The sequence below is a fragment of the Campylobacter sp. 2018MI01 genome (assembly GCF_018501205.1).
GTDB lineage: Bacteria > Campylobacterota > Campylobacteria > Campylobacterales > Campylobacteraceae > Campylobacter_E.
This window is the reverse complement of the sequence record NZ_JAHCZE010000003.1, coordinates 48774-71308: the sequence shown is the minus strand read 5'-3', so window position 1 is coordinate 71308 and position 22535 is coordinate 48774. Positions and strand designations below refer to the sequence as shown.

Annotated in this window: 22 protein-coding genes and 1 tRNA gene; 16 read left to right on the top strand and 7 right to left on the bottom strand. The window is 27.7% G+C overall.

Going from position 1 to position 22535, the window contains the following annotated elements:
* Positions 1 to 21: 21 nt before the first annotated feature.
* The 3 genes from KJQ97_RS01370 to KJQ97_RS01360 all read right to left on the bottom strand — a co-directional run bounded on the left by KJQ97_RS01370 (position 22) and on the right by KJQ97_RS01360 (position 1975).
* Positions 22 to 120, bottom strand: a tRNA-Sec gene (locus KJQ97_RS01370).
* A 30-nt stretch (positions 121 to 150) separates the two neighbouring features.
* The gene (locus KJQ97_RS01365; RefSeq protein ID WP_214119717.1) at positions 151 to 732 is read right to left on the bottom strand and encodes a molybdenum cofactor guanylyltransferase; all 582 of its coding nucleotides are present in this window, start codon (positions 730 to 732) and stop codon (positions 151 to 153) included.
* Positions 722 to 1975, bottom strand: coding sequence for a 3-isopropylmalate dehydratase large subunit (locus tag KJQ97_RS01360; protein WP_214119716.1), 1254 nt, complete (start codon positions 1973 to 1975; stop codon positions 722 to 724). The genes KJQ97_RS01365 and KJQ97_RS01360 overlap by 11 nt, the downstream gene beginning before the upstream one ends.
* A gap of 62 nt (positions 1976 to 2037) precedes the next feature.
* On the opposite strand from KJQ97_RS01360, the gene KJQ97_RS01355 reads away from it, so the two are divergent.
* From KJQ97_RS01355 to KJQ97_RS01315, 9 genes are all read left to right on the top strand, one after another.
* Positions 2038 to 3318: an NFACT RNA binding domain-containing protein gene (locus KJQ97_RS01355; RefSeq protein WP_214115953.1), complete on the top strand. Its 1281-nt coding sequence runs from the start codon at positions 2038 to 2040 to the stop codon at positions 3316 to 3318.
* Entirely contained in the window at positions 3315 to 3629 is a 315-nt protein-coding gene (locus KJQ97_RS01350; protein WP_214119715.1) for a hypothetical protein, read from the top strand. Before KJQ97_RS01355 ends, KJQ97_RS01350 begins: the two co-directional genes overlap by 4 nt.
* 9 nt (positions 3630 to 3638) lie before the next feature.
* A complete protein-coding gene (locus KJQ97_RS01345) occupies positions 3639 to 4367 on the top strand; it encodes a phosphatidate cytidylyltransferase (RefSeq protein ID WP_214119714.1) in 729 nt (242 codons plus the stop codon).
* Between the two features lie 32 nt (positions 4368 to 4399).
* Positions 4400 to 5458: a 1-deoxy-D-xylulose-5-phosphate reductoisomerase gene (locus KJQ97_RS01340; protein ID WP_214119727.1), complete on the top strand. Its 1059-nt coding sequence runs from the start codon at positions 4400 to 4402 to the stop codon at positions 5456 to 5458.
* Positions 5451 to 6728, top strand: coding sequence for a M99 family carboxypeptidase catalytic domain-containing protein (locus KJQ97_RS01335; RefSeq protein ID WP_239803375.1), 1278 nt, complete (start codon positions 5451 to 5453; stop codon positions 6726 to 6728). The genes KJQ97_RS01340 and KJQ97_RS01335 overlap by 8 nt, the downstream gene beginning before the upstream one ends.
* On the top strand, positions 6728 to 8068 hold the full coding sequence (locus tag KJQ97_RS01330) for an SH3 domain-containing C40 family peptidase (RefSeq protein WP_214119713.1): 1341 nt from the start codon (positions 6728 to 6730) through the stop codon (positions 8066 to 8068). Before KJQ97_RS01335 ends, KJQ97_RS01330 begins: the two co-directional genes overlap by 1 nt.
* 2 nt (positions 8069 to 8070) lie before the next feature.
* Positions 8071 to 9219 carry a metallophosphoesterase gene (locus KJQ97_RS01325; RefSeq protein WP_214119712.1) on the top strand — a complete coding sequence of 383 codons (1149 nt, stop codon included), beginning with the start codon at positions 8071 to 8073 and terminating at the stop codon, positions 9217 to 9219.
* 61 nt (positions 9220 to 9280) lie between these two features.
* Entirely contained in the window at positions 9281 to 9646 is a 366-nt protein-coding gene (gene copM / locus KJQ97_RS01320; protein ID WP_214119711.1) for a CopM family metallochaperone, read from the top strand.
* A gap of 79 nt (positions 9647 to 9725) precedes the next feature.
* On the top strand, positions 9726 to 10886 hold the full coding sequence (locus KJQ97_RS01315) for a multidrug effflux MFS transporter (protein ID WP_214115973.1): 1161 nt from the start codon (positions 9726 to 9728) through the stop codon (positions 10884 to 10886).
* Positions 10887 to 10909: 23 nt separating this feature from the next.
* Here KJQ97_RS01315 and yedF read toward each other — a convergent pair whose 3' ends face one another.
* Positions 10910 to 11134, bottom strand: coding sequence for a sulfurtransferase-like selenium metabolism protein YedF (gene yedF, locus KJQ97_RS01310; protein WP_214115976.1), 225 nt, complete (start codon positions 11132 to 11134; stop codon positions 10910 to 10912).
* On the bottom strand, positions 11124 to 12308 hold the full coding sequence (gene yedE / locus KJQ97_RS01305; RefSeq protein ID WP_214119710.1) for a selenium metabolism membrane protein YedE/FdhT: 1185 nt from the start codon (positions 12306 to 12308) through the stop codon (positions 11124 to 11126). Before yedE ends, yedF begins: the two co-directional genes overlap by 11 nt.
* 249 nt (positions 12309 to 12557) lie before the next feature.
* Between yedE and KJQ97_RS01300 the strand changes: the two genes are divergently transcribed.
* From KJQ97_RS01300 to KJQ97_RS01285, 4 genes are all read left to right on the top strand, one after another.
* Positions 12558 to 13202, top strand: coding sequence for an amino acid ABC transporter permease (locus KJQ97_RS01300; RefSeq protein WP_214115980.1), 645 nt, complete (start codon positions 12558 to 12560; stop codon positions 13200 to 13202).
* Entirely contained in the window at positions 13199 to 13855 is a 657-nt protein-coding gene (locus KJQ97_RS01295; protein WP_214115982.1) for an ABC transporter permease subunit, read from the top strand. The genes KJQ97_RS01300 and KJQ97_RS01295 overlap by 4 nt, the downstream gene beginning before the upstream one ends.
* Positions 13855 to 14595 carry an amino acid ABC transporter ATP-binding protein gene (locus tag KJQ97_RS01290; RefSeq protein WP_239803371.1) on the top strand — a complete coding sequence of 247 codons (741 nt, stop codon included), beginning with the start codon at positions 13855 to 13857 and terminating at the stop codon, positions 14593 to 14595. The genes KJQ97_RS01295 and KJQ97_RS01290 overlap by 1 nt, the downstream gene beginning before the upstream one ends.
* A 62-nt stretch (positions 14596 to 14657) precedes the next feature.
* Positions 14658 to 15470, top strand: coding sequence for a cysteine ABC transporter substrate-binding protein (locus tag KJQ97_RS01285; protein ID WP_214119709.1), 813 nt, complete (start codon positions 14658 to 14660; stop codon positions 15468 to 15470).
* A 139-nt stretch (positions 15471 to 15609) separates the two neighbouring features.
* On the opposite strand, the gene KJQ97_RS01280 is transcribed toward KJQ97_RS01285, so the two are convergent.
* Both KJQ97_RS01280 and KJQ97_RS01275 read right to left on the bottom strand, forming a co-directional pair.
* Positions 15610 to 16770, bottom strand: a complete 1161-nt coding sequence (locus KJQ97_RS01280; protein WP_214119708.1) for a Cj0814 family flagellar-dependent secreted protein — start codon at positions 16768 to 16770, stop codon at positions 15610 to 15612.
* A 15-nt stretch (positions 16771 to 16785) separates the two neighbouring features.
* On the bottom strand, positions 16786 to 17583 hold the full coding sequence (locus KJQ97_RS01275; RefSeq protein ID WP_214119707.1) for a hypothetical protein: 798 nt from the start codon (positions 17581 to 17583) through the stop codon (positions 16786 to 16788).
* Positions 17584 to 17802: 219 nt separating this feature from the next.
* Here KJQ97_RS01275 and dsrO point away from each other — a divergent pair, with 219 nt between their 5' ends.
* Genes dsrO through KJQ97_RS01260 form a run of 3 tightly spaced genes read left to right on the top strand, consistent with a single transcriptional unit; the run spans position 17803 to position 22473 of the window.
* A complete protein-coding gene (dsrO, locus tag KJQ97_RS01270; RefSeq protein WP_214119706.1) occupies positions 17803 to 18549 on the top strand; it encodes a sulfate reduction electron transfer complex DsrMKJOP subunit DsrO in 747 nt (248 codons plus the stop codon).
* On the top strand, positions 18534 to 19568 hold the full coding sequence (nrfD, locus tag KJQ97_RS01265) for an NrfD/PsrC family molybdoenzyme membrane anchor subunit (protein ID WP_214119705.1): 1035 nt from the start codon (positions 18534 to 18536) through the stop codon (positions 19566 to 19568). Before dsrO ends, nrfD begins: the two co-directional genes overlap by 16 nt.
* Entirely contained in the window at positions 19561 to 22473 is a 2913-nt protein-coding gene (locus KJQ97_RS01260) for a molybdopterin-dependent oxidoreductase (protein WP_214119704.1), read from the top strand. Before nrfD ends, KJQ97_RS01260 begins: the two co-directional genes overlap by 8 nt.
* Positions 22474 to 22535 lie beyond the last annotated feature (62 nt).

The window sequence follows — 22535 nt, the reverse complement described above, 5'->3', positions numbered from 1 at the left end:
ATTATTTAAAATTCCAAAACTTGGCTAGAGAGTGAAGGAATCGAACCCCCCGCAGAATAGTCAACTACCCCACCACAAGATTTGAAGTCTTAGGGCTACACCAGTAGGCCAAACTCTCCATAAAAAAGGCTTAGTTATAGCATAAAATGTTTAATATCTGTAACTTTTAATGAACTTTTCAAAATCACTTTTTGTATTCATATTTAAAAAAATATTATCATTTTTAAAGCTTAAAGTAATTGCCTTTGACTTTATAAAAAAATCTTTGATTTTACAATTTTCATCTAATTCATCTAAATATTTTAAATCACTCATCTTATAAAAACCACATAAAAAATGAGTTTTGATACTTTTTGCCACTACTGAACTTTTATATCTTTTATGTTTATAAAAAAGTCTTTTTATAGAGCTTTTATTAATTTTTGCAAAATCAACTGCAATTACAAAAACAGAATTTGAATTAGGAATTTTAATATTTTTAAAAGTCTTTAAACCATTAATTGGATGAAAATATTCATAATTATCTTTTAAAAATTTACATTTTAAATCACTTGGCTTAGTCTTAGCACAAAAATATATTTCATTAAATAAAGGCTGTAATTTTTCATATAAATAATTAATCAGGCTAATTTCACGCTTTTTATAAATAAAGCGTAAATTAGCCTTATCTTGCCCTATTCTACTTGATTTTCCACCACCTAAAATTAGGCAAACGCTATTTTTAAAGCTCATCAGGAGAACAAATATATCCTTTAATTGCACTAGCAGCCGCAATTGCACTATTTGCAAGATAAACTTCTGAAGTTCTCGCACCCATACGACCTACGAAATTTCTATTCGTAGTTGATATACAACGCTCTCCATCAGCTAAAATCCCCATATACCCACCTAAACAAGCACCACAAGTTGGATTACTTACAACTGCACCAGCACTAGCAAATATATCCATTAAGCCTTCTTTTTGAGCTTGTAAAGCAATTTTAGTTGTAGCTGGAGTAATTATCATTCTTACATCTGAATGAACTTTTTTATCTTTTAAAATACTCGCTGCAATTCTTAAATCACTTAGCCTTCCATTTGTGCATGAGCCTACAAATGCTTGGTCAATTTTTACCTTTTCACTTACAGCTTGTTTTATACTTTTACCATTGCTTGGTAAGAACGGATATGCTACAACAGGGTCAAGCTTGTCTAAATCAATCTCAATTACTTTTTCATAAACAGCATTTGGCAAGTGGCTAAACTCAACGCCTTTTCTCTTTAAATCAACCGAGTTTAAAAACTCTCTTGTAACATTATCAACAGCACAAATTCCATTCTTTGCACCTGCTTCAATCGCCATATTACATAAACTAAAACGGCTATCCATATCAAGCTCTTCAATTCCAAAAAACTCTAATGATTTATATAAAGCCCCATCAACGCCTAAAATTCTAATAATTTCTAAAATTAAATCTTTTCCATAAACCCAAGGCTTTAATTTTCCACGAAACTGCACTTTAATAGCACTTGGCACTTTAAACCAATTTTTACCTGTTATCATTGCATATGCTAAATCAGTGCTTCCCATTCCAGTAGCAAATGTTCCTAAAGCTCCGTGCGTACAGGTATGGCTATCTGCACCAATTATTACATCACCTGGGCTAATCAGTCCATTTTCAGGTAAAAGTGCGTGTTCAATACCCATATTTTTTTCATCAAAAAGATATTTTAAATTATGTTCTTTTGCAAAATCTCTACTAATTTTTGCTTGATTTGCACTTAGAATATCTTTTGCAGGAATATAGTGGTCAAGCACAATTGCAAAACCATCAGGATTAGCTAATTTTGTAGCACCACTTTTTTTAAATTGTTTAATAGAAATTGGAGTTGTAATATCATTTCCTATTACCATATCAATAGGACAATCAATAATCTCACCTGCTTTTACTTCTTTTCCTATATGATGAGCAAATATTTGTTCTGTTAAAGTCATAGATTTCCCTTTTTTTCTAATTTTATTAATTTTAGCCGTTAAAATTAATAAAAGGATTAAAAATGAATTATTATGATTTAGTGCAAATTAAAGATTATTTAAAGCAATATAAAAAGATAAATCGTGCATATAGAATAAACGATAATTGCTTATGTATTGAGTTTAAAGATAAATTATATTTTGATTTAACCAAGGGCAAAAGTGCAATTTATAGTGGTAATTTATATGCTAAAGATTATACTAGTCCATTTGATTTACAACTTAAAAAAATGCTTTTTAACGCAAGTATTTTAGATATTAAAGTGCCTATAAATAATAGGATTTTAGAGTTTAAACTAGCCTTAGCTCACGCTTATAAAAAAATGGAATTTTATTTAATACTTGAGTTTTCAGGAAAATTTACAAATGCACTAATCTTAGATGATAAAAGAAATATAATAAGTGCCTTAAGATACGGCAAAAACAACCTTAGAGATATTTTACAAAATGAACCTTACATAGATTTAGAACCTACAAAAATCACTGAAAAAAATATAAAAATTGAAGATTTTAAAATTTATTTCGCAAATATTTTTGCAAGTCTTCAAAACGAGAAATTAAACTCATTAAAAGCTCAAAAAATAATGGAAAATGATAAAAAAATTGAAAAATTAGAGCTTTTGATAAATTCTTTAGAAGATGAAGAATTACTAAACAAAAAAGCACTTTATGAATACGCAAAAGGCGATGCACTAAAAGAAAACTTATATAAAATAAAAGATTACGAAAGAGAATTTGAAATAGGAATTTATAAATATTCTTTAATCAATTCTGCAAAATATGAGCTAAATAATATTTATAAAAACGCTAAAAAATTAAGCCAAAAAGCAAAAAATATAAGCATAGAAAAAGATAATCTAAACGAAAAAATAAATGCTTTAAATAGCCTAAAACAAGCAATAATTTGCACAAAAGATGAAGTATTTTTACGCTCATTATTCGCAAAAAACAATAAAAAAGGCAAAACCCAGCAAAATCCAAATATATTAAATTTTTATGTAAATGATTACAAAATTAGCGTAGGACTTAATGAAAACGCTAATGAATATTTGCTAAAAAATAGCAAAAAAGATGATTTATGGTTTCATTTAAAGGATTTAAAAGGCTCTCATGTAATAATTTCAAGCAACAAAAAAAGCTATGATATAGATTTAATCTATCATGCTGCAAGTCTTTGTGCTTGTTATTCTGGTAAAAAAGAAGGTAATTTTTTAGTAGATTTTACAAAAAGAGCAAATGTAAAAATTATTGAAAAAGCATTCGTTAATTATGTTAATTACGATACTATAAAGGTTTTTTTATGAGTGTAAATAATATTGGAAATATAAATTATATAAATCAAAATCAAGGCGTAGCGATTGATAATCACGCAAAACATAATGCAAAAATGTTTGCTGATGAGCAAATTACTTTAGTTACGCCAGAAGTTAATGTAATAGAAGAAAGTAGCGAAAGCTCAAAAACAAACACAAATCTTGATGATGAAAAATCATATCAAGAAGAACGCCCTAAAAAAGAGCATAAAAGAGCTAATTTTTTCGGTGTAATGATAGAAGAAGATGAAGAAATTGAAGAAATAAAAGAAAGCGATAGGCTTTTTGATAAACTTGTTTAAGGAGTATTTATGTTGAATGAAAAAATAAAAACAGGCTTAATTTTTGCAATAATTGCAGTAATTTTTCTAGCGATAAATTCTTATTATTTATGGCTAATAATATTTTTATTAGCTAGTGGCATTGGATATTTTGAAGCTTGTAAATTATTTGATACTAAAAATAATTATTTAATTTTAGCCTTAGGATTGATATTAGGAATTTATACTCAAATGCCTGTGGTTTCTATGATTTTTGCTATTTTAGTTCTTGCTTCTTTTTTAGCATACAAACAAGGAGATTTAAAAGAAATTCTACCATTTATTTATGCAGGAATTGGAATTAGCTTTATTTTTGAAACTTATATTAGATTTGAATTAAGTGGCTTTATTTGGCTACTTTTAAGCGTTGTTTTATGTGATAGTTTTGCTTATTTTGTAGGTAAAAAATATGGAAAAACTAGCTTTAGTCCAAGTTCTCCTAATAAGACTTTAGAAGGAGTAATCGGTGGAATTATCATTAGCACAATAATTTCAAGTATTTATGCTGGTTTTGTTTATAGTGAGATTGGCTTTTTAGAAGTTTTATTTTTATCATTTTTAATGGCGTTTTTTGCTGTATTTGGAGATTTATTTGAAAGCTATTTAAAACGCTTAGCGAAGGTTAAAGATAGTGGAGAGCTTTTCCCTGGACATGGCGGAGTATTAGATAGAGTTGATGCTTTGATTTTTGCTAGTATTATTATGGTGGTATTCTTATGAGCTTTACTATAAATCCAACAAAACCTGAAATTATAAGTGTATTTGGCTCAACTGGTTCAATTGGCGTTAATGCTTTAAAAATAATAAAACAAGCTGATATTAAATTAGAGTGCATTAGTGCTTATAAAAACTATGAATTATTAAACGAACAAATAAAAATGTTTAATCCTAAAATAGTCTTAGCAAGTGATGAAATACTAGATAAAGTAAATCATTCTAATAAATACTCAATAAAAGACGCTGCATTTATAATGCAAGATTTAAAAAGTGATGGAATTATCAATGCAATAGTAGGATTTGCAGGGCTTAAAATATCTTTACAAACTCAAGAATTAGATAAAAAACTCTTTTTAGCAAATAAAGAAAGCTTGGTTGTAGCTGGAAAATTTCTTGATACTTTTAATATCTCTCCTATTGATAGCGAGCATAGTGCATTAGCAGCACTTTTAAGGGGTATTAAACACCCTAAAAAGCTCACAATTACTGCTAGTGGTGGGGCATTTTTTAAATACAATGAAGTTGCAAATCTAAAAGCAAATGAAGCCTTAAAACACCCTAATTGGGATATGGGAGCAAAAATCACAATAGATAGTGCAACAATGACAAATAAGCTTTATGAATTAATAGAAGCAAAACATTTATATCCTAATTTAGAATTAGACGCAATCATAGAGCCAAGCTCAAGTATTCACGCATTTTGCGAAAGTATTAATGGCTCAATGAGTGCTTATTTTAGCGTACCTGATATGAAGCTTAGCATTGCAAATGCACTCTTAGGTGAGAGTGATTTTGCTGCTTGTGAATATTTTGATATTTTAAAACTTGCTAAATTAGAATTCTTTGAGATAAATCCTAATAAATACCCTATTTTCAAACTAAAAGATGAGCTATTAAATAATCCTGATTTAGGTGTTATTATCAATGCTGCTAATGAAGAATTTGTATATAAATATTTAAAAGATGAATGTAAATTCTATGATATTAGTGACGCAGTATTTAAGGCTTTAGATAAATTTGCTGATAGTAAAATAAATACTATTGATGATGTGTTTAGTGTAGATAAAATGGTAAGAGAGTTTTTGAATGCTTAAGATATTTTTAACATTTTTAAGTCTTAATTTATTTGCTTTAAATTTTACTATAAACACTTTAGGAGAATGTGAAAAAGTTTGTGATAATACCGTTTTGATTTTTGGCGGTATTCAAGGAGATGAGCCAGGTGGTTTTCACGCTGCTAGCTTATTAATCACTGATTATAAAATCACTAAAGGAAAAGTAATTGTCGTGCCAAATCTTGCATTTGATTCAATAATTGCTAGAAGTCGTGGAGAATTTGGAGATTTAAATCGCAAATTCGCAGAACTTAGCGAAGATGACCCTGATTATTACACGGTTGAATTAATCAAAAAAATAATAACTTTACCTGAAGTAAAACTCATAATAAATCTTCACGATGGTAGTGGATATTATTCTCCAAATTATATAAATAAGGATAAAAATCCTAAAAAATGGGGAAATTCTTGCATAATTGACCAAGAGCAAATTGACGCAAAATACGGGAATTTAAACGAAATTGCAAGTAAAGCTTGTGAAAGTATAAATAATAATTTATTACACAAATTACATAGCTATCATTTAAAAAACACAAACACAGCAAATGGCGATGAAGAAATGCTAAAAAGCCTAACTTATTATGCAATTACTCAAGGTAAAGCCGCCTATGCAAACGAAGCTAGCAAAAATCTATTAACTCACGAAAGAGCATATTATCATTTACTAGCAATTGAGAGCTATTTAAAGGCTGCTGGAGTTGAGTTTGAACGAGAATTTGAATTAAATCCTAATGCAGTAAGAGAAGTTATTGAAAAACCGATTTTAATTAAAATTGAAAATCGCTTTTTATTAAGCCTTCAAAAACCAAGAGAAAAAATAAGATTTATTCCAATAAAATTGCCATTTACTTATAAAGCTAGCAATGAATTAACTGCGATTTTTAAAAACAATCAAGATAATGGCTTTAGTATTCAATACGGCAATCGCTTTCAAACTAATTTGTATTTAGAAAAAAATGTTGAATATAGCGATATTATTGATAAGTTAAATTTAATTGTTGATGATAAAGAAATCACAACTAATTTCGCAAAAATGATTGAAGTAAAAAATTATTTTTTAGTTAAAAAACACGATAAAGTAAGGATAAATGTCATAGGCTATAACGCAAAAGATAGTGAAGATAGTATAAAACTAAGCCTTAAAAATATGCAAAAACAATACTCAATTGATAAAGCAGGTAAGATTTATAGGGTTGAAGCTTACGAAGATAATAAATTTATAGGTGAAATTTTAATTAGATTTGAATGATGAAAAATATTATTTTAATTATTTGTCTTGTAGTTTTTACTTCTTGCAGTAAAAATTATTTTGCTCTTCCATCTCAAGATTTAAATAATTATGAGAGCAATGAGTTTTATATCACTAAAGAAGTATCGCAAAAATTAAAAGAAAATTATTTAAAAAACCTATTTTATGTGTGGGGAATTGATAAAACCAATATCAATATGAAAAATATTGCAAATGATATTTTAAAAGACACAGGTTATGGAGAAAATTATCAATTAAATTCTCAAAAATTAATGCAAAATATAGTGGATAATGCTGATTTTGATAATTTAAACAAAATTTCAAAAAATGCAATCATTATTCATTCAAGTAATTTAAGATTATTACCTACTAAAAAACCAAGATTTAAAAATCCTAAATTAGCAGGCGAAGGCTATCCGTTTGATTATTTGCAAAACTCATTTATCTACGCATATACTCCTGTTAAAATCTCTCATTTTAGCAAGGATTTTGGCTGGAGTTTTATTTATAATAGCGTGGTAGTTGGCTTTATAGAAAATAAAAATATTGCATTTATTAATGATGAAGATTTAAATATTTATAAATCATCAAAAGACTTCATAATGCCTAAAAAAGATAAAATTGCATTAATAGATAAAAATGAAGACTTCATAGAATACGCAAGAATTGGAATGCCTTTGGCATTAAGTAAAGAAAGTGCTAATTTTTATACTATAAGAGTTTTTAAAAAGGATTTAAACAATAACGCAAAACTTATTGAAATAAAGGTCAAAAAAGAAGATTTTTTCAAGCTTGGAGATAGTTTTTCTAGCGTTGATTTAAAAAAAATCGCAAATGAATTAATAGGACAAAACTATGGCTGGGGCGGATTAAACGGCGATAGAGATTGCTCTGCTTTTTTAAAAGATGTATTTGGCACATTTGGAGTTTTTCTAGCTAGAAATTCGCAAGATCAAATCTATCAAAAAGATTATTTAAATAGAAAAATATTTTTTAATATCTCAAAACTTAGCAATAAACAAAAATATAATTATATTAAAAGCAATGCAATACCTTTTGCAACCTTGCTAGCTCTAAAAGGTCATATAGTTTTATATCTAGGAGAATTTGATAACAAAATCTATATATTGCATAATTTATGGGGGATTAAAAATTATGAGCGTGGAGTTGAGAGTAGAATTATCGTTGGAAAAGTAGCAATAACCACAATAGATGCAGGCAAAAATCTCTCAAGTGTAAAAGAACAAGATGTAATATTAAGTAGGATTTTTGGTATGAGAAATCTATTTGCTGATGAATTGCAGTTTGAAATTCCTAATTTAAATTCTAATAAGGACTAATTATGGCTATATTACTTGGTATTTTATATTTTTTATTGGTATTTTTCGCTAATGCAAATATGCTTTTAAGAACTATTAAAAATAATACTTTTAATAAATTTAGAAAAATAATTGTGGCTTTTTATAGTATTATTTTTGCGTTTGAACTAAGCTTAATTACTCAAGAAAACTTAATTAAAGAGCTTTTATATTATTCTTTTATAATTTTAATTGCTTCAACTATTGTGTTTTTTATAATTATGAGTTTTTATTATATCAAGACAAAAATAGTCTATGAAGAACATTTTGCAAAAGCAATTGATATATGGGAGATATTCAATTTTTTTCCTATATTTTTTATACTTATTTATTATTTAAAAGATATAAATATTTTAAATTATGAGTATATATTTATTTTCATAGCTTTTGTATTTTTTTATAAGGTATCAAAAAACGCAATAAAAGTCCCTAAAATAAAAGAAATAAATCTAAACGAAGATAAACTAAAAAAAGATTTAAAAATCGCAATGATAGCTGATATTCATCTAAAAAAGAATTTAAATGATGAGTTTTTTATAAATATAATTAATAAAATTAATTCTTTAAATCCTAATTTAGTAGTAATCGTAGGAGATTTAGTAGATACAGGTATTAATAATGTCAAAAACCTTAATTATCTAAATGAACTAAAATCAACCTATGGCACATTTTATGTCTTAGGAAATCACGAATATTATCACGGAGTAGGCAGTATCGCTAAGGAATTAAAAAAATATAAATTGCATTTTTTAGATAATAAAAGCATAGAATTTGATGATTTTGTAATATCAGGTGTAAATGATTTAATGGGGCTAAAGCTTAAGACTTTTGAGCCTGATATTAGCAAATTAAAGCCTAAATTAGATAAGTTTAATATCTTACTAACCCATCAGCCAAAATTTGTTAAAAAATACGATGTTAGCCCTTATGATTTAATCCTAGCTGGACATACTCACGCAGGACAAATCTTTCCTTTTAGCCTAGCTGTTAAACTTGAGCAAGGATATTTAAAAGGCTTATATAATGTAAAAAATAACAAAATGTATGTAACAAGTGGAGCGGGATTTTGGGGTATAGTAGCTAGATTTAATGCAAGTAGCGAAATAGTCTTAATTAATATAAAATCTAAATAATTTACTTAATAGAAATTACTAATTAATAAAATATATCTTTATTTAAAACAAGGAGTATTTTATGAAAAAAATTTTTTTATGTTTATGCTTAGGTGCATTTAGTTTATTTGCTAAAGATTTAAGTCCTCAAGAATTAAACGATATGAAAAAAGAACTAAATGAAAGTATGATGAAAATGCATTCTAAAATGCAAGCAGGTATGAATGAAAACGACCCTGATATAGCATTTGTAGCAGGTATGCTACCTCATCACATTGGTGCTGTTGATATGGCTAAAATCGTTTTAAAATATGGAGAAGATGAAAATATCAAAAAATTAGCTAATGATATTATAAAAGCTCAAGAAATTGAAATTAAATTTATGCAAGAATATTTAGAGAAAAAAGGCTATAAATATCCAGAAGCAATCAATCATCATCAACATTAATAATTTATGCAAGGTAATTTTCCTTGCATAAAACTTCATTTGCCAAATTAAGACAATATCATATTTTTTAGGAGTATAGATGAAAGAAAAATTTTTTATTTTAATATTGGCATTTTTAAGTGCTATTGCCCCACTTGCAACTGATATGTATTTACCTGCATTAAGCTTAGTTCAGCATAGTTTTAATACAAGTGAGTTTTATACTCAATTAAGCATTGCTAGTTTTTTTATAGCCTTTGCATTAGGACAATTATTATATGGACCAATTAGTGATATTTATGGTAGAAAAATCCCATTAATTATAGGACTTTTCATATTTATAATATCTAGCTTTTTATGTTTTTTAGTTGATAATATTTATACTTTTATTGCTTTAAGATTTATGCAAGCACTTGGCGGATGTGCTGGGGTTGTGATTGCAAGAGCTATTGTAAATGATTGTTTTTCTAAGCAAAAAGCAGTGGCTGTATTTTCATTAATGATGATTAGCTCTAGCATAGCTCCTATGATTTCTCCTAGCATTGGTGGGCTTTTGCTTAAATACTTTTCTTGGCAAAGCATTTTTATTACTTTATTTTGTCTTGGAATTTTATTATTATTTTTAAGTATTTTTTATATAAAAGAAAGTAACAAAAATCAAATTCCATTTTCATTTTCAAATATTTATAAAGCATATAAAAGTGTTTTAACTAATAAAAGTTTTTTAATTTATGTAATTAGCTCAAGTTTAATTATGAGCACTTTATTTGCTTATATTAGTGGCTCAAGTTTTGTTTTTACCAATGTTTTTAATATCAGCTTACAAGAATATGGATTAATATTTGGGATAAATTCTTTAGGATTTATGATAACAGCTAGATTAAATGTGTATTTTACTTCTAAATTTGGTATATCAAAAGTAATTTTTATAGCTTGTATAACAATGATAATTAATTCATTTTGCTTAATACTTTTATCAAATAATTTTTATACTTTTACTTTATTTTTATTCTTAACTTTATGTATGCTAGGCTTTATAACACCAAATCTAGTTACAAAAGCTATGCAAAAATCTAAAAAATATTCAGGTAGTGCTTCAGCAATACTTGGAGCTATGCAATTTATGTTCGCAGGATTTGCAGCGTTTTTAGTCGGTGCTATGAATGCTAATACGAGTTTTGCACTAGCTTGCATAATAAGCGTTTTTTGCTTACTTGCAAGTCTAGTTTATATTTTAAGATTTAAGTTAATTAGAATTTAAAACTTCTGTTTTAAATTCTAAACTTATTTTTTAGTGATATAAAAGCCTAAAATAGAGCCATTTTGCACTACTTCGCAACTATGACCTAAAGCTTTCATATCAGGTGGAATTCCATTAATACTTTGCGGACAATCGCTAATTATTTCTAATACTTCACCACTTTTTAGCTTGTGAATTACTTCATTAGCAACAATTGCAGGATAAGGACAAGGTTCGCCTAATAAAGAAATAGAATAATCAATTTTCATTTTTTCTCCTTGCATAAAATAATATTAAAGCAATGCTTATTAAAAATAAAGCTATATTAATGCCAAGACCACTATATCCGCTTAATTTGATTTTTTCTCCACTCAAAAACCACTTAGGCAATAAATCATAATTTAAAGCAATTAGCATAGTTCCTATTATATTTCCAATACCAACTACTATAAAATGAGTTTGCCCTTCTACTGCACGATATAAAAATCCACATTCACAACCACCTGCAAACACTATACCAAAGCCAAATATAAATGCTCCCGTGCAAAGCCCAAGAGATATTTCTAAAACCTTAGCGTTGTATCCGCCTTTATTTAATAATGCAAATACGAAAATACTAGCAACTAACATTGATACAAATAAAGCTAAAGAAAAGCTATATCTTTTAAATAAAAATAAATCCCTAAAACAAGAAGTAAAGCAAATCTGTCCTTTTTGTATCAACCAGCCAAAAATCACTCCAAATATCAATGCTGTAGGAAGATTTTTAGTATCATTACTAGCTAAATATGCAAAGAATACAAAAAAAGCAATCACACTAAGAAATAAAATAATTTTGTTTTTTTGTTCTAAATTCTTATCTATTTTTAATTGCGGAGTATTTGTTTTAATCATCTCATATCTAGGAGCAAAAATCTTAATTTTTAGCACCAAAATAGCCGCTGCAACCCCAAGACACATAAAAATAGCAAAAACCCAAGTATGTAAAGAAAAATAAGGAAGACCTGTAAAAAAGTTAGCCAAATTGCATCCCCAAGCAAGTCTAGCACCAAATCCTGCTAATATCCCGCCAATTAATGCTTGAAAAAATCTAGTCTTAGAAGCTATTTTTCTAAAATACACCTTATTAGCAACGCTAGCAGCTAATAAACAACCAATTATAAGTCCAATAATCATAACCCCATCAACACGAGTTAGCATAGTTCCGTTTAGATTTTGCTTTTGATAATACGAATACGAACTTAAATCCATTCCAAAAAGCTCAAGAATTTCCCCACCGATACGAGTAAATTCACCTGTTACTGCAAAAACACCACCAAAAATAGCAAAATATAAAGTTGCCATTATGCTTAAAACCATAACCGCTTTAGTATTGCTATAGAATTTGCTTAGGTAGTTTTGATGAAAGTGTGCAAGTTCTGCACCAAAATTTGAAGTTTTCATAAAATTCCTTTGTATAGCTAAAACTTAGCCAAAATTAAAAGGCTGATTATAAATAAGCATTCTTAAAGATTTCTTTAAATTATTTATCTCAAAATCAAGTTAATTTATTTGAATAAAATTATTTAATATAAACACATATTTATTAATAATTTTTGTAACAAAATTAAAAGAATTTGAAAATAAAATTGCAAATATTATTTATCAAAAAAAGATATATTTAACCCGTTTTTATTTTAGCTAGGAGCTTAGATGGATTTTGAAGTTATAAAAGAGTTTTATCCACTTTACATAGACGCATTAATCCTTACTATAAAACTTGCATTTTATGGCATAGTTTTATCATTTTTAATAGGGTTATTTTGTATGTGGGTTGAACTACATAAACTAAGGTTTTTAAAATTAATTTGCAATGCTTATATAGAGCTTTCAAGAAATACCCCGCTTTTAATTCATTTGTTTTTCTTATATTATGCAATGCCAAAGCTTGGAATTAAACTTGAAGCCTTTACTTGTGGAGTAATTGGACTTGCATTTTTAGGTGGTGGATATATGGCTGAGAGTTTAAAATCAGGCTTAAATGCTATTAATAAGCACCAAATAGAAGCAGGATATGCTCTAGCGTTAAGCAAAAATCAAGTTTTATACTACATATTATTGCCATTATCACTTAGAGTTTCTATAGCTAGTATTAATGCAAATATAATATTTTTGTTAAAAGAAACATCAGTAGTAAGTGTAATAGCTCTAGCTGATTTAGTCTATACAGCAAAAGATATAATAGGACTTTATTATGTAACTAATGAAGCTTTATTTATGCTTTGTGTTGCTTATTTTATAATGATTTTACCGCTTTCATTATTTTTAACTTGGTTTGAAGCAAGGATTAGAAAATGAGTGAAATATTATTTGATTTATCAATTTATTCAAGGCTTTATGAAGGCTTAAAAGTTACTTTATTTATATCTTTTGTATCTATATTTTTCTCAATTATAGGTGGGCTTGTTTTAGGCGTTTTTATGAGTTTAGGAAATAAAATTATTTTTTATATTCTAAAAATAATTCTTGAAATTATAAGATTTATGCCTATTATCGTTTGGCTATTTTTAATATATTTTGGAATGTCAAGTTGGCTTAGTATAGATGCTATTAGTGCTACTATTATTGTATTTGTGATTTGGGGTATGTTTGAGATGATGGATTTAGTAAGGGGTGCAATAACAAGTATTCCTAAACACCAATTTGAAAGCTCAATCGCACTTGCACTTAGTAAATACCAAATGTATAGATATATTATTTTGCCACTTGCATTAAAAAGATTAATTCCTAATGTAATAAATCTTTTAAGCCGTATGATTAAGACTACTTCAGTAGCTTATTTAATAGGTGTTGTAGATATTTTAGCAATAGGTAATCAATTAAAAGAAGTTACATTATTTATTAGCAATCTAGCACCTTTATATATTTATACAATTATATTTTTTATATATTTTATAATTTGTTATCCCTTATCAAAAATATCAAAAATACTAGAAAAAAGGTGGAGTTAATGAGTATTTTAAAACTTGAAAATATTAATAAATTTTACGGCAATAACCACGCTTTAAAGGATATTTCTTTTGAAGTTAATAAAGGCGAAGTTGTTGTTTTAGTAGGACCTAGTGGCTGTGGAAAAAGCACAACTTTAAGGTGTATTAACGGACTTGAAAATATAGCTAGTGGAAATATTTATATAAAAAATGAAATAATTACTAAAGATTATAAAAACTGGCAAGAGATTAGAAAATATGTTGGAATGGTGTTTCAAAGCTATGAATTGTTTGACCATTTAAATGTGCTTGAAAATATCTTATTAGCTCCTATGAAAGTTCAAAAGCGTAAAAAAGATGAAGTTTTAAAACAAGCCCTAGATTTATTACAAAAAGTTGGTTTAGAGCATAAACAAAACGCCTATCCAAAAGAGCTAAGTGGCGGTCAAAAACAAAGAATTGCAATAGTTAGAGCTTTATGTATGAATCCTGAAATTATGCTTTTTGATGAAGTTACGGCTGCGCTTGATCCTGAAATAGTAAGAGAAGTTTTAGATGTATTATTAAATCTTGCAAAAGAAGAAAAAACAATGCTAATAGTAACTCACGAAATGGCATTTGCTAGAGCTGTAGCTGATAAAATTATTTTTATGGATAGTGGCAAAATCGTTGAAATTGCAAGTCCTGAAGAGTTTTTTACAAATCCGCAAACTAATAGAGCTAAGCAATTTTTAAATATGTTTGAATTTAAAAAGGATTAAAATTATCTTTTATTAATTTTTTTGCGTTTTAATTACAAGCGATTTTATTTAAAGGAGAAATTATGAAAAAAGTTATTTTATCACTTGTTGCAGGGGCTTTACTAACCTGTTTTGCTAATGCTAGAAATATTGAAGAGATTAAAACTAGCGATAATATTAAAATAGGTGTTTTTGCTGATAAACCACCATTTGGCTTTGTTGATAAAGAAGGTAAGTTTCAAGGCTATGATATTTATTTTGCAAAAAGAATTGCTAAAGATTTATTAGGTAGTGAAGATAAATTAACCTTAGTTCCTGTTGAGGCTGCTAGTAGGGTTGAGTTTTTACAATCTGATAAAGTTGACATTATTTTAGCTAATTTTACAAAAACACCTGAAAGAGCAAGAGTTGTTGATTTTGCATTACCTTATATGAAAGTTTCATTAGGCATTGCAAGTCCTAAAAATGCAGAGATTAAAGACATTAAAGAACTAGATGGAAAAACTCTAATCGTAAATAAAGGCACAACTGCTGATGCGTATTTTACAAAAAATAAAAACGGAGTAAATCTAGCAAAATACGACCAAAATACTGAAACTTTTGGAGCATTATTAGATGGTAGAGGTGCTGCACTAGCACACGATAATACCTTGCTTTTTGCTTGGGTTAAAAACAATCCTGATTTTGTAGTAGGTATTAGTGAATTAGGAGATATTGATGTAATAGCACCTGCTGTTAAAAAAGGCAATAAAGAGCTTTTAGAATGGCTAAATAATGAGATAGTAAAACTAGGCGAAGAACAATTCTTCCACAAAAATTATGATGAAACTCTAGCACCTGTTTATGGAACTGATATTGATAAAGAAAGCGTTGTTGTAGAAGGCGGCAAACTTTAATAATTTTGAATTAGGATTATTCCTAATTCGCTTTTTATTCTTATTTTAAATTCTATTTAGTTTTAAGAATTTAAAATAAGAAAATCTTTTCAAAAATCAAAATATCTTATAACTTTTGCAATAAAATTTCTAAAATAATCTAAACTTTTATATCAAACAATCTTATATTAGATACTTTATTTTGGCTAAAACTAAAAGCTAGTTTTAAAAACTCATCATAATTTAATTCGCTAATGTTTTTATTTGGATTTTCTAAACCCATTAACTCTCTTATCTTTCTCATAAATTCATCAGCTTGTTTTTCTTCAGCTTTTTTATTACTACTAAAAAATCCACTATTAAGACTATATAAGGTTTTAGTATAATTAGCACTTCCTAAAATAGCACTTCTTTGGCTTAATGGTTTATCATAAGCATTTAATTTGACATAATCTTTCAGCCATCTTGGCATACGCTCAACTTCAGCACTCATAAAGCCATTTTCTCCCCTTGCCATTACTTGCATTCCTAACGCTTTATCAAATGCAAAAAATGTAGCCGAGCTAATTTTTCTATCATAACCACTTAATTTACCTTTATATGTGCTTTCTCCTTCAATTAAAGTTGGGTTTGATTTTAATATACCTATCAAAAGCCCACCTTTTGATATTTCTCCATTTTCATTTATATAGTTTTGTCTTGCTTCGTCATAATCACCAAAATATCCACTAAATCTAGGGTCTTGCTTGATATTATCAGGTGGAAAAACATTTGTGTTTGGTAAGGTTTTATCATCATTGTCAAAAGAATAAAATAAGGGATGATGAGTTTGGTAAAGTTCATTTTGAAAAGTCATTCCGTGATTATTCTCATAATCATCAGGTGAATGTAAAATTTTATTGATTTTGATTTCATCACTTCTTGCTTGAATATAACCTTGTGGAAATTGCTTTATATCTTCGATGTTAAAAAAATCTTTAGAGTTTAAAAAATCTTCACTTACAACTTGGCTTAAGACTTTATAAGCATTTCCAACGCTTTTTGCTATATCAATTTCATAAAATGGTCTATGTGCCAAATATGATTTTTCGTTATTTTCTACTAGATTTTTTAAAGTATCGCTGTGGATTTTATAATTATCAGCAATTCCTGCTGCTTTGTTAAAATCACTTGTAAAAAAGCCATCTTTATCAATTCCGTATCCTAATACTTCACCTACCTTTTTATCATCTGCTTTATTGTCTACTTTTTTAATCTCGTTATTTGTTTCTTTTTTGCTTATATTAGTTATTTGATATGTTGAATAAGAATTTATTTTCATAATTATTCCTTTATTTTAAACTCTTTTATCATATAAATTCTCGCTATCTTTATATGCCATTAAAATAGCTAATAAATCTCTTTCATCTTTGATATTTTGAATATCAAGTTTGCTAAGTATTTCTTCCATACTTTCACGAGTGCTAGTGCCTTTTACTTCTATGGCTTCGTAAGGTTTTTCTTTAGTTTGTTCTTCATCTATTTCTTTTGCTTTGTTTCTTTTAGTTTCTATCTTTTCTTTAATCTCTAAATATTTTTGCTTAAAATCATCTACTTTTAGATTATCATCTGCAAAAAGCTCCATAATCTCATTGGCGTAATCTTTGGGTATTTTAAAAAATCTACCACTTAAATCAAGCCCATCAATACTATTATCTTTTAAAAATTGAACTAAATCTTTTACTTCATCAGCACTTGCGTTGCCTTGATATGCCTTTTGATAAATACTATTAGTTTTAATGCCGAATGCTACTTGAGCCTTTAGCTTAAACTCGCTAAGCCTTGCATCATCGCCTTTTTGATATTTAAATACTTCTTCATTGCTTGGTAATTGCTCGTTTGGGTCTTTTTCGTAAGTAATTATTCCTTTTAGCATTTCGTTTTCTAAGGCTTCATAAATCTTACTGCCTTTTTCATAAGCTCCTATTTTACTAAGCACAGCATTTGGATCATATGTGCCCCATTCATCTTGTGGGGCGTCTTTTAAAATATTTGCGATTTGTTCTTTTAGATTATCTTTAGGAGTTTGAGTGGTTGGAATTTTATTTTTAATATTTGTTTGATAATTTATATAATTGTTATTTGTTATTTGCATTTTAAACCCCCGTTATTTTTCTATATCGGTAGGTTTAAAAAAAATATTAATGGTTATTAAATTCTTATAAAAATTTATATAAAATTTATATATAAACTTATTGATAATAACAAACAAAAATTAGGCAATAATATTTAAACCTTAATTTATTATTAAATTTTAACTTTAATTATACAATCAAAAAATATACTCATTAAAATCTAAATCAAAAGGTTTTATATGAATAGAAGAGTATTTATTACAACCACATTAGCTTCATCAAGTTATGCTTTTAGCCTAAAAAATAATGGTATAGATAAAAAAGATAAAAGATATATAGGAGATAGCAAAAAACGCTATGCAATGCTAATTGACCTTAGAAAATGTATCGGCTGTCAAGCTTGCACTGCTGCTTGTATCAATGAAAATCAAGTCCCCCACGAACAATTTAGAACATTTGTTACTGAATATGAATTAAGCAAAAGCGATGAAGTATTTAAGGCATTTTTGCCAGAACTTTGTAATCATTGCGAAAATCCACCTTGCGTAAGCGTTTGTCCTACAGGAGCAACTTTTAAAAGAGAAGATGGAATAGTATTAGTAGATAATGAAATATGCTGGGGTTGTAGTTACTGCGTAAATGCCTGTCCTTATGATAAAAGATTTATTAATAAAAATACAAAAGTAGCTGATAAATGCACTTTTTGTGTGCATTTAATAGATAATAATGAATTACCAGCTTGTGTTCAAACCTGTGTTGGTAGGGCTAGAATTTTTGGCGATTTAAATGATAGTTCAAGTGAAATTTCACAAATATTAAAAGATTATCCAACAAGTGTTTTAAAGCAAAATTTTGGGACTAAACCACAAGTTTTTTATATTAATTTAGACAATGAATTAAATGAAATCAATCCTAATCATAAAATGTTTCAAGATATTTCAAAAGAATTTGATTTGGCTTTAGAAGAAGAATGGAGAATAAAATGAGTGCTGTGGTTTTAGAAGGTTTTAGCGTTCAGCGAACTTGGGCTTTAGATGTTGTGAATGATTTTTTCATAGCAGGAGCTAGTTTTGGAGCGTTTTTATGTGCTAGTTTATATTTAGTATTTGGATTGAAAAACTACAAAAATATCGCCCTATTTTCAATGATAATTTCTTTTGTTTGTTTATGCGCAATTCCTTTTAATTTAATTGATGATTTAAAGCAACCTAGCAGAGTTTTTGAAATCTTTTTAAATGGCTGGGGTAATCTATCAACTTCAGCTATGAAAATAGGAATTATATTACTTATAACCTACCCTATTTTACTAATACTATTAGCATATAATCATATTAACAATAAAAATACTAAAAAATTAGGAATAATCACACTTATTGTATCTTTTTGCATTCCTTTATACACTGGATATATTTTAGGAACAAGTGTTGGAGTTAGTTTTTGGAATACACCTGTTTTACCACTTTTATTTGCTGCAAATGGCGGTGTAGGAGGTGTTGGAATATGTGCTTTAGTCTTATTTATATATTCAAAAATTATAAATTATAAAATCAATCTTTTTATCTTTATAAGACTTGCTAGTGCTTTAATAGTATGTGATTTATTATTAAGATTATTTTGGTTTAGCTTTATGCTTGGTTTTAATAAAGAAATTAAAGAGCTATATCAATATGTATTTATGGCTAGATTTTATGAGATTTTCATACTTGAGTTTTGCTTAATTTTTATTATTTTAATAAATCTTTTTACAAGATTAAAAAACAATCAATTCTTTTTATTACTTGCATTTTTATCTATGATAATTTATAGCTTTAGCTTTAAATTTAATGTAGTTTTTGCAGGAAATTCTATGCCAAAAATTATGAGTGGATTTTTAACATACACACCAAAAACCTTAGGTAGTGATAGTTTAGGTTCTGTATTTGGCAATTGGCTAATTTGCATAAGTTTGTTTTGTCTTTTAGTAAGCATATTAGAAAAACAAATAAAAGGAGAATTAAGTGAGTAGAAGAAAGTTTTTAATAGCATCAGGGATAACAGGCATAGCAGGGGCTTATTTTTACAATGAAACAATACAAAAAATCATAAAACCACAAACAAAAACAAACGATAGCATATATGCAAATAGCCTAAATCCAAAAATCGGCAAGTATTATTCAAGTGTTTGTAATGGTTGCGTTACTCATTGTGGTGTTAGGGTAAAAGTATTAGATAATAAGGTTTTAAAAGTTATTGGCAATCCATATAGTTTATTATCAAGCGACCCTTGGCTTAATATGAATGCTAGTATAAAAGATAGTTATTTACTCACAAATCAAGGCAAAATCCATTCAAGTGTTTGTGCTAGGGGTAATTTAGTATTTGATAAATTAAATGATAAAGCAAGGGTAACTAAAATACTAAAAAGAGTTGGAAAAAGGGGAGAAAATAAATGGCAAAGTATTGAGCCTGATAAATTTTTAGATGAGATAGTAAATGGTGGAGATTTGTTTAATGAAGGCTATGTAAAAGGATTTAAAGAAGTTTATAATCATACTGATTTAATAGATGAAAATGCTCCTGAATTTGGAAAGAAAGCAAATGGATTATGTATAATCGCAACAGGCGATGAAGGAAGAAAGAATTTCTTTCAAGAAAGATTTCAAAAATCATTCGGAACTATTAATTTTCACGGACACACAGCAACTTGCGGTCTTTCTATGAGAGCTGGAATGGCTGCTTTTTTAAATGATTTTGATAAATACCCACACTTAAAACCTGATTTTGATAATTGCGAGTTTTTGATTAATTTCGCAAGTGCTCCTGCTCAAGCTGGAAATCCTTTCAAAAGACAAGGATTAAAAATAGCAAATAGAAAAAGCAATAATTTAGAATACGCAACAATAACCCCAATACTTACAAATTCTACTTCAAGTGCATCTAGCGTAGGAAAATGGATTGCTATAAAGCCTGGTGGGGATTTGTTTTTAGCATTAGCCTTATTACAAGATGTAATAAATCAAAAAATTTATGATGAAGAATATCTATCTTATACTAATTTAAATGAAAACAATGTAAGTTTTTCTAATGCTGCTTATTTAGTTGTTGAAGATGATTATAAAAACTATAAAAAAGGAGAATTTTTAAGAATTAATAATGAAATTATGGTCATTAACGAGCAAGGATTAATAAGTGCAAAAGATTGTAAAAAAGCTAATATTTATTATGATGGAATAATAACTTTAGATGATGAAGCAATAAAGGTTAAAACAAGTTTTATCAAATTAAAAGAAAGTGTCAATTCAAATTCTTTAGATGATTTGTTGCAAAATAGTGGCGTTAGTAAAAAAGATTATGAATATTTATTAGAAAAAATCAAAAAATATAAAAATAAAGTAGCATTTGATTTGCACGGCGGGACTATGCAAACTAATGGATTTTATACAGCTTATGCTATTTTAGAATTAGTTGGTTTGCTTGGGAATTTAAATAAAATTGGTGGAATGAGTGCTGGTGGGGGTAAATATAATGATTTGTCAGGAGAATTTGAATTAGCAAAATATAAAGGCAAAATTAAACCTAGTGGAATTAGAGTTGATAAAACTAAAAAACCTTATGAAGCAACTAGCGAATATAAAAACAAAATCAAAAACAACGAAAACCCTTATCCATCAAAACTACCTTGGTATCCACTAACTAATGCAATTTGCACCGACGCAATCACAAATGCAGCATTAAAATATCCTTACGGAATAGATATATTGCTTTCTTGGAATGCTAATATTGCTTATGCTAGTAATATGAATAATGTTAAAAATTCTTTAAAAGATAGCTCTAAAATACCATTATTCATAGCAATTGACCCATTCATAAACGAAACAAGTATGTTTGCTGATTATATAGTTCCTGATAGCGTTATGTATGAGACTTGGGGCGTTGTTAATCCTTGGGGTGGTGCTTTGAGTAAAGCTAGTCATTTTAGATTTCCTATTTTAAATTCTCCTAATGTTAAATTTAGCAATAATGAAAGCGTATGTATGGATAGCTTTATAATTGAATTAGGCAAAAAATTAGGCTTAGCAGGATTTGGCAAAAATGCAATTAGCGATAGTGAAGGTAATTTATTTGACCTTGATAAGCCGAGTGATTATTATTTAAGAAGTTTTATAAATGTTGCACTTGATGGTGGATTTGATTATGAAATAAACGAAGATGAGATAAAGGACTTACCATTCATTCAAGAATTAAAAGAAATTAGCCCAAAACACTATAAAAAAGCTTTATTTTGTATGGCAAGGGGTGGAAAATTTGAAAGCAAAAACAAAGCATATAACAAAAATGCCTTAGCAAAAACATACAAAAAAGAAGTAGCTATTTATAACGAAGATTTAGCACTTACTAAGGATTCTTTAACTGGGAAAAATTATAGTGGAGTTCCTTATTTTGTAAAACAAAGATTTAAAAACAATACCACATTAGATGAGTTAAATCTAAAAGCCTTTTCGTATAAATCAAATATATATTCAAGTTTAGTTGCTGCTAGTTCAAAACTAACTCATTTAAGATATTCAAACTACATTGAATTACACGAAGATACAGCAACAAAACTAGGTCTTAAAGATAAGGATTTAATCAAAGTTATAAGAGATGATAAAAAAATAATAGGAATATTAAAAACTAGAAAAGGAATTCATAAAGAAGCAGTAGGAATTGAGCATTCTCGTGCTAGGCGTGGCGAAGGTGCTAGTGATTTTTATATTGATGGGAAATTAATTGCTAAAAATATTTCAAAAAGAACAGGCGTTAGTATCTCAAATATAATACCTGATGATACTATTCGTGGAGAAAATGCCTTAATTAGTGATTTTGTCGTAGGCTCTGTAGCAAGGCAAGGATTTGGCGTAATTATAGAAAAAATCTCAAGCTTAGGTTAAGGAATTTAAACTGATTAAATTATTTATCCTAAATAAACTATAATCCTTTAAATAAATATTAA

Excerpts from the sequence above, each read along its gene's own strand:
- KJQ97_RS01365 (WP_214119717.1), bottom strand. The coding sequence starts at position 732 with ATGAGCTTTAAAAATAGCGTTTGCCTAATTTTAGGTGGTGGAAAATCA.
- KJQ97_RS01360 (WP_214119716.1), bottom strand. The coding sequence starts at position 1,975 with ATGACTTTAACAGAACAAATATTTGCTCATCATATAGGAAAAGAAGTA.
- KJQ97_RS01355 (WP_214115953.1), top strand. The coding sequence starts at position 2,038 with ATGAATTATTATGATTTAGTGCAAATTAAAGATTATTTAAAGCAATAT.
- KJQ97_RS01350 (WP_214119715.1), top strand. The coding sequence starts at position 3,315 with ATGAGTGTAAATAATATTGGAAATATAAATTATATAAATCAAAATCAA.
- KJQ97_RS01345 (WP_214119714.1), top strand. The coding sequence starts at position 3,639 with ATGTTGAATGAAAAAATAAAAACAGGCTTAATTTTTGCAATAATTGCA.
- KJQ97_RS01335 (WP_239803375.1), top strand. The coding sequence starts at position 5,451 with ATGCTTAAGATATTTTTAACATTTTTAAGTCTTAATTTATTTGCTTTA.
- KJQ97_RS01330 (WP_214119713.1), top strand. The coding sequence starts at position 6,728 with ATGAAAAATATTATTTTAATTATTTGTCTTGTAGTTTTTACTTCTTGC.
- KJQ97_RS01325 (WP_214119712.1), top strand. The coding sequence starts at position 8,071 with ATGGCTATATTACTTGGTATTTTATATTTTTTATTGGTATTTTTCGCT.
- copM (WP_214119711.1), top strand. The coding sequence starts at position 9,281 with ATGAAAAAAATTTTTTTATGTTTATGCTTAGGTGCATTTAGTTTATTT.
- KJQ97_RS01315 (WP_214115973.1), top strand. The coding sequence starts at position 9,726 with ATGAAAGAAAAATTTTTTATTTTAATATTGGCATTTTTAAGTGCTATT.
- yedF (WP_214115976.1), bottom strand. The coding sequence starts at position 11,134 with ATGAAAATTGATTATTCTATTTCTTTATTAGGCGAACCTTGTCCTTAT.
- yedE (WP_214119710.1), bottom strand. The coding sequence starts at position 12,308 with ATGAAAACTTCAAATTTTGGTGCAGAACTTGCACACTTTCATCAAAAC.
- KJQ97_RS01300 (WP_214115980.1), top strand. The coding sequence starts at position 12,558 with ATGGATTTTGAAGTTATAAAAGAGTTTTATCCACTTTACATAGACGCA.
- KJQ97_RS01295 (WP_214115982.1), top strand. The coding sequence starts at position 13,199 with ATGAGTGAAATATTATTTGATTTATCAATTTATTCAAGGCTTTATGAA.
- KJQ97_RS01290 (WP_239803371.1), top strand. The coding sequence starts at position 13,855 with ATGAGTATTTTAAAACTTGAAAATATTAATAAATTTTACGGCAATAAC.
- KJQ97_RS01285 (WP_214119709.1), top strand. The coding sequence starts at position 14,658 with ATGAAAAAAGTTATTTTATCACTTGTTGCAGGGGCTTTACTAACCTGT.
- KJQ97_RS01280 (WP_214119708.1), bottom strand. The coding sequence starts at position 16,770 with ATGAAAATAAATTCTTATTCAACATATCAAATAACTAATATAAGCAAA.
- KJQ97_RS01275 (WP_214119707.1), bottom strand. The coding sequence starts at position 17,583 with ATGCAAATAACAAATAACAATTATATAAATTATCAAACAAATATTAAA.
- dsrO (WP_214119706.1), top strand. The coding sequence starts at position 17,803 with ATGAATAGAAGAGTATTTATTACAACCACATTAGCTTCATCAAGTTAT.
- nrfD (WP_214119705.1), top strand. The coding sequence starts at position 18,534 with ATGGAGAATAAAATGAGTGCTGTGGTTTTAGAAGGTTTTAGCGTTCAG.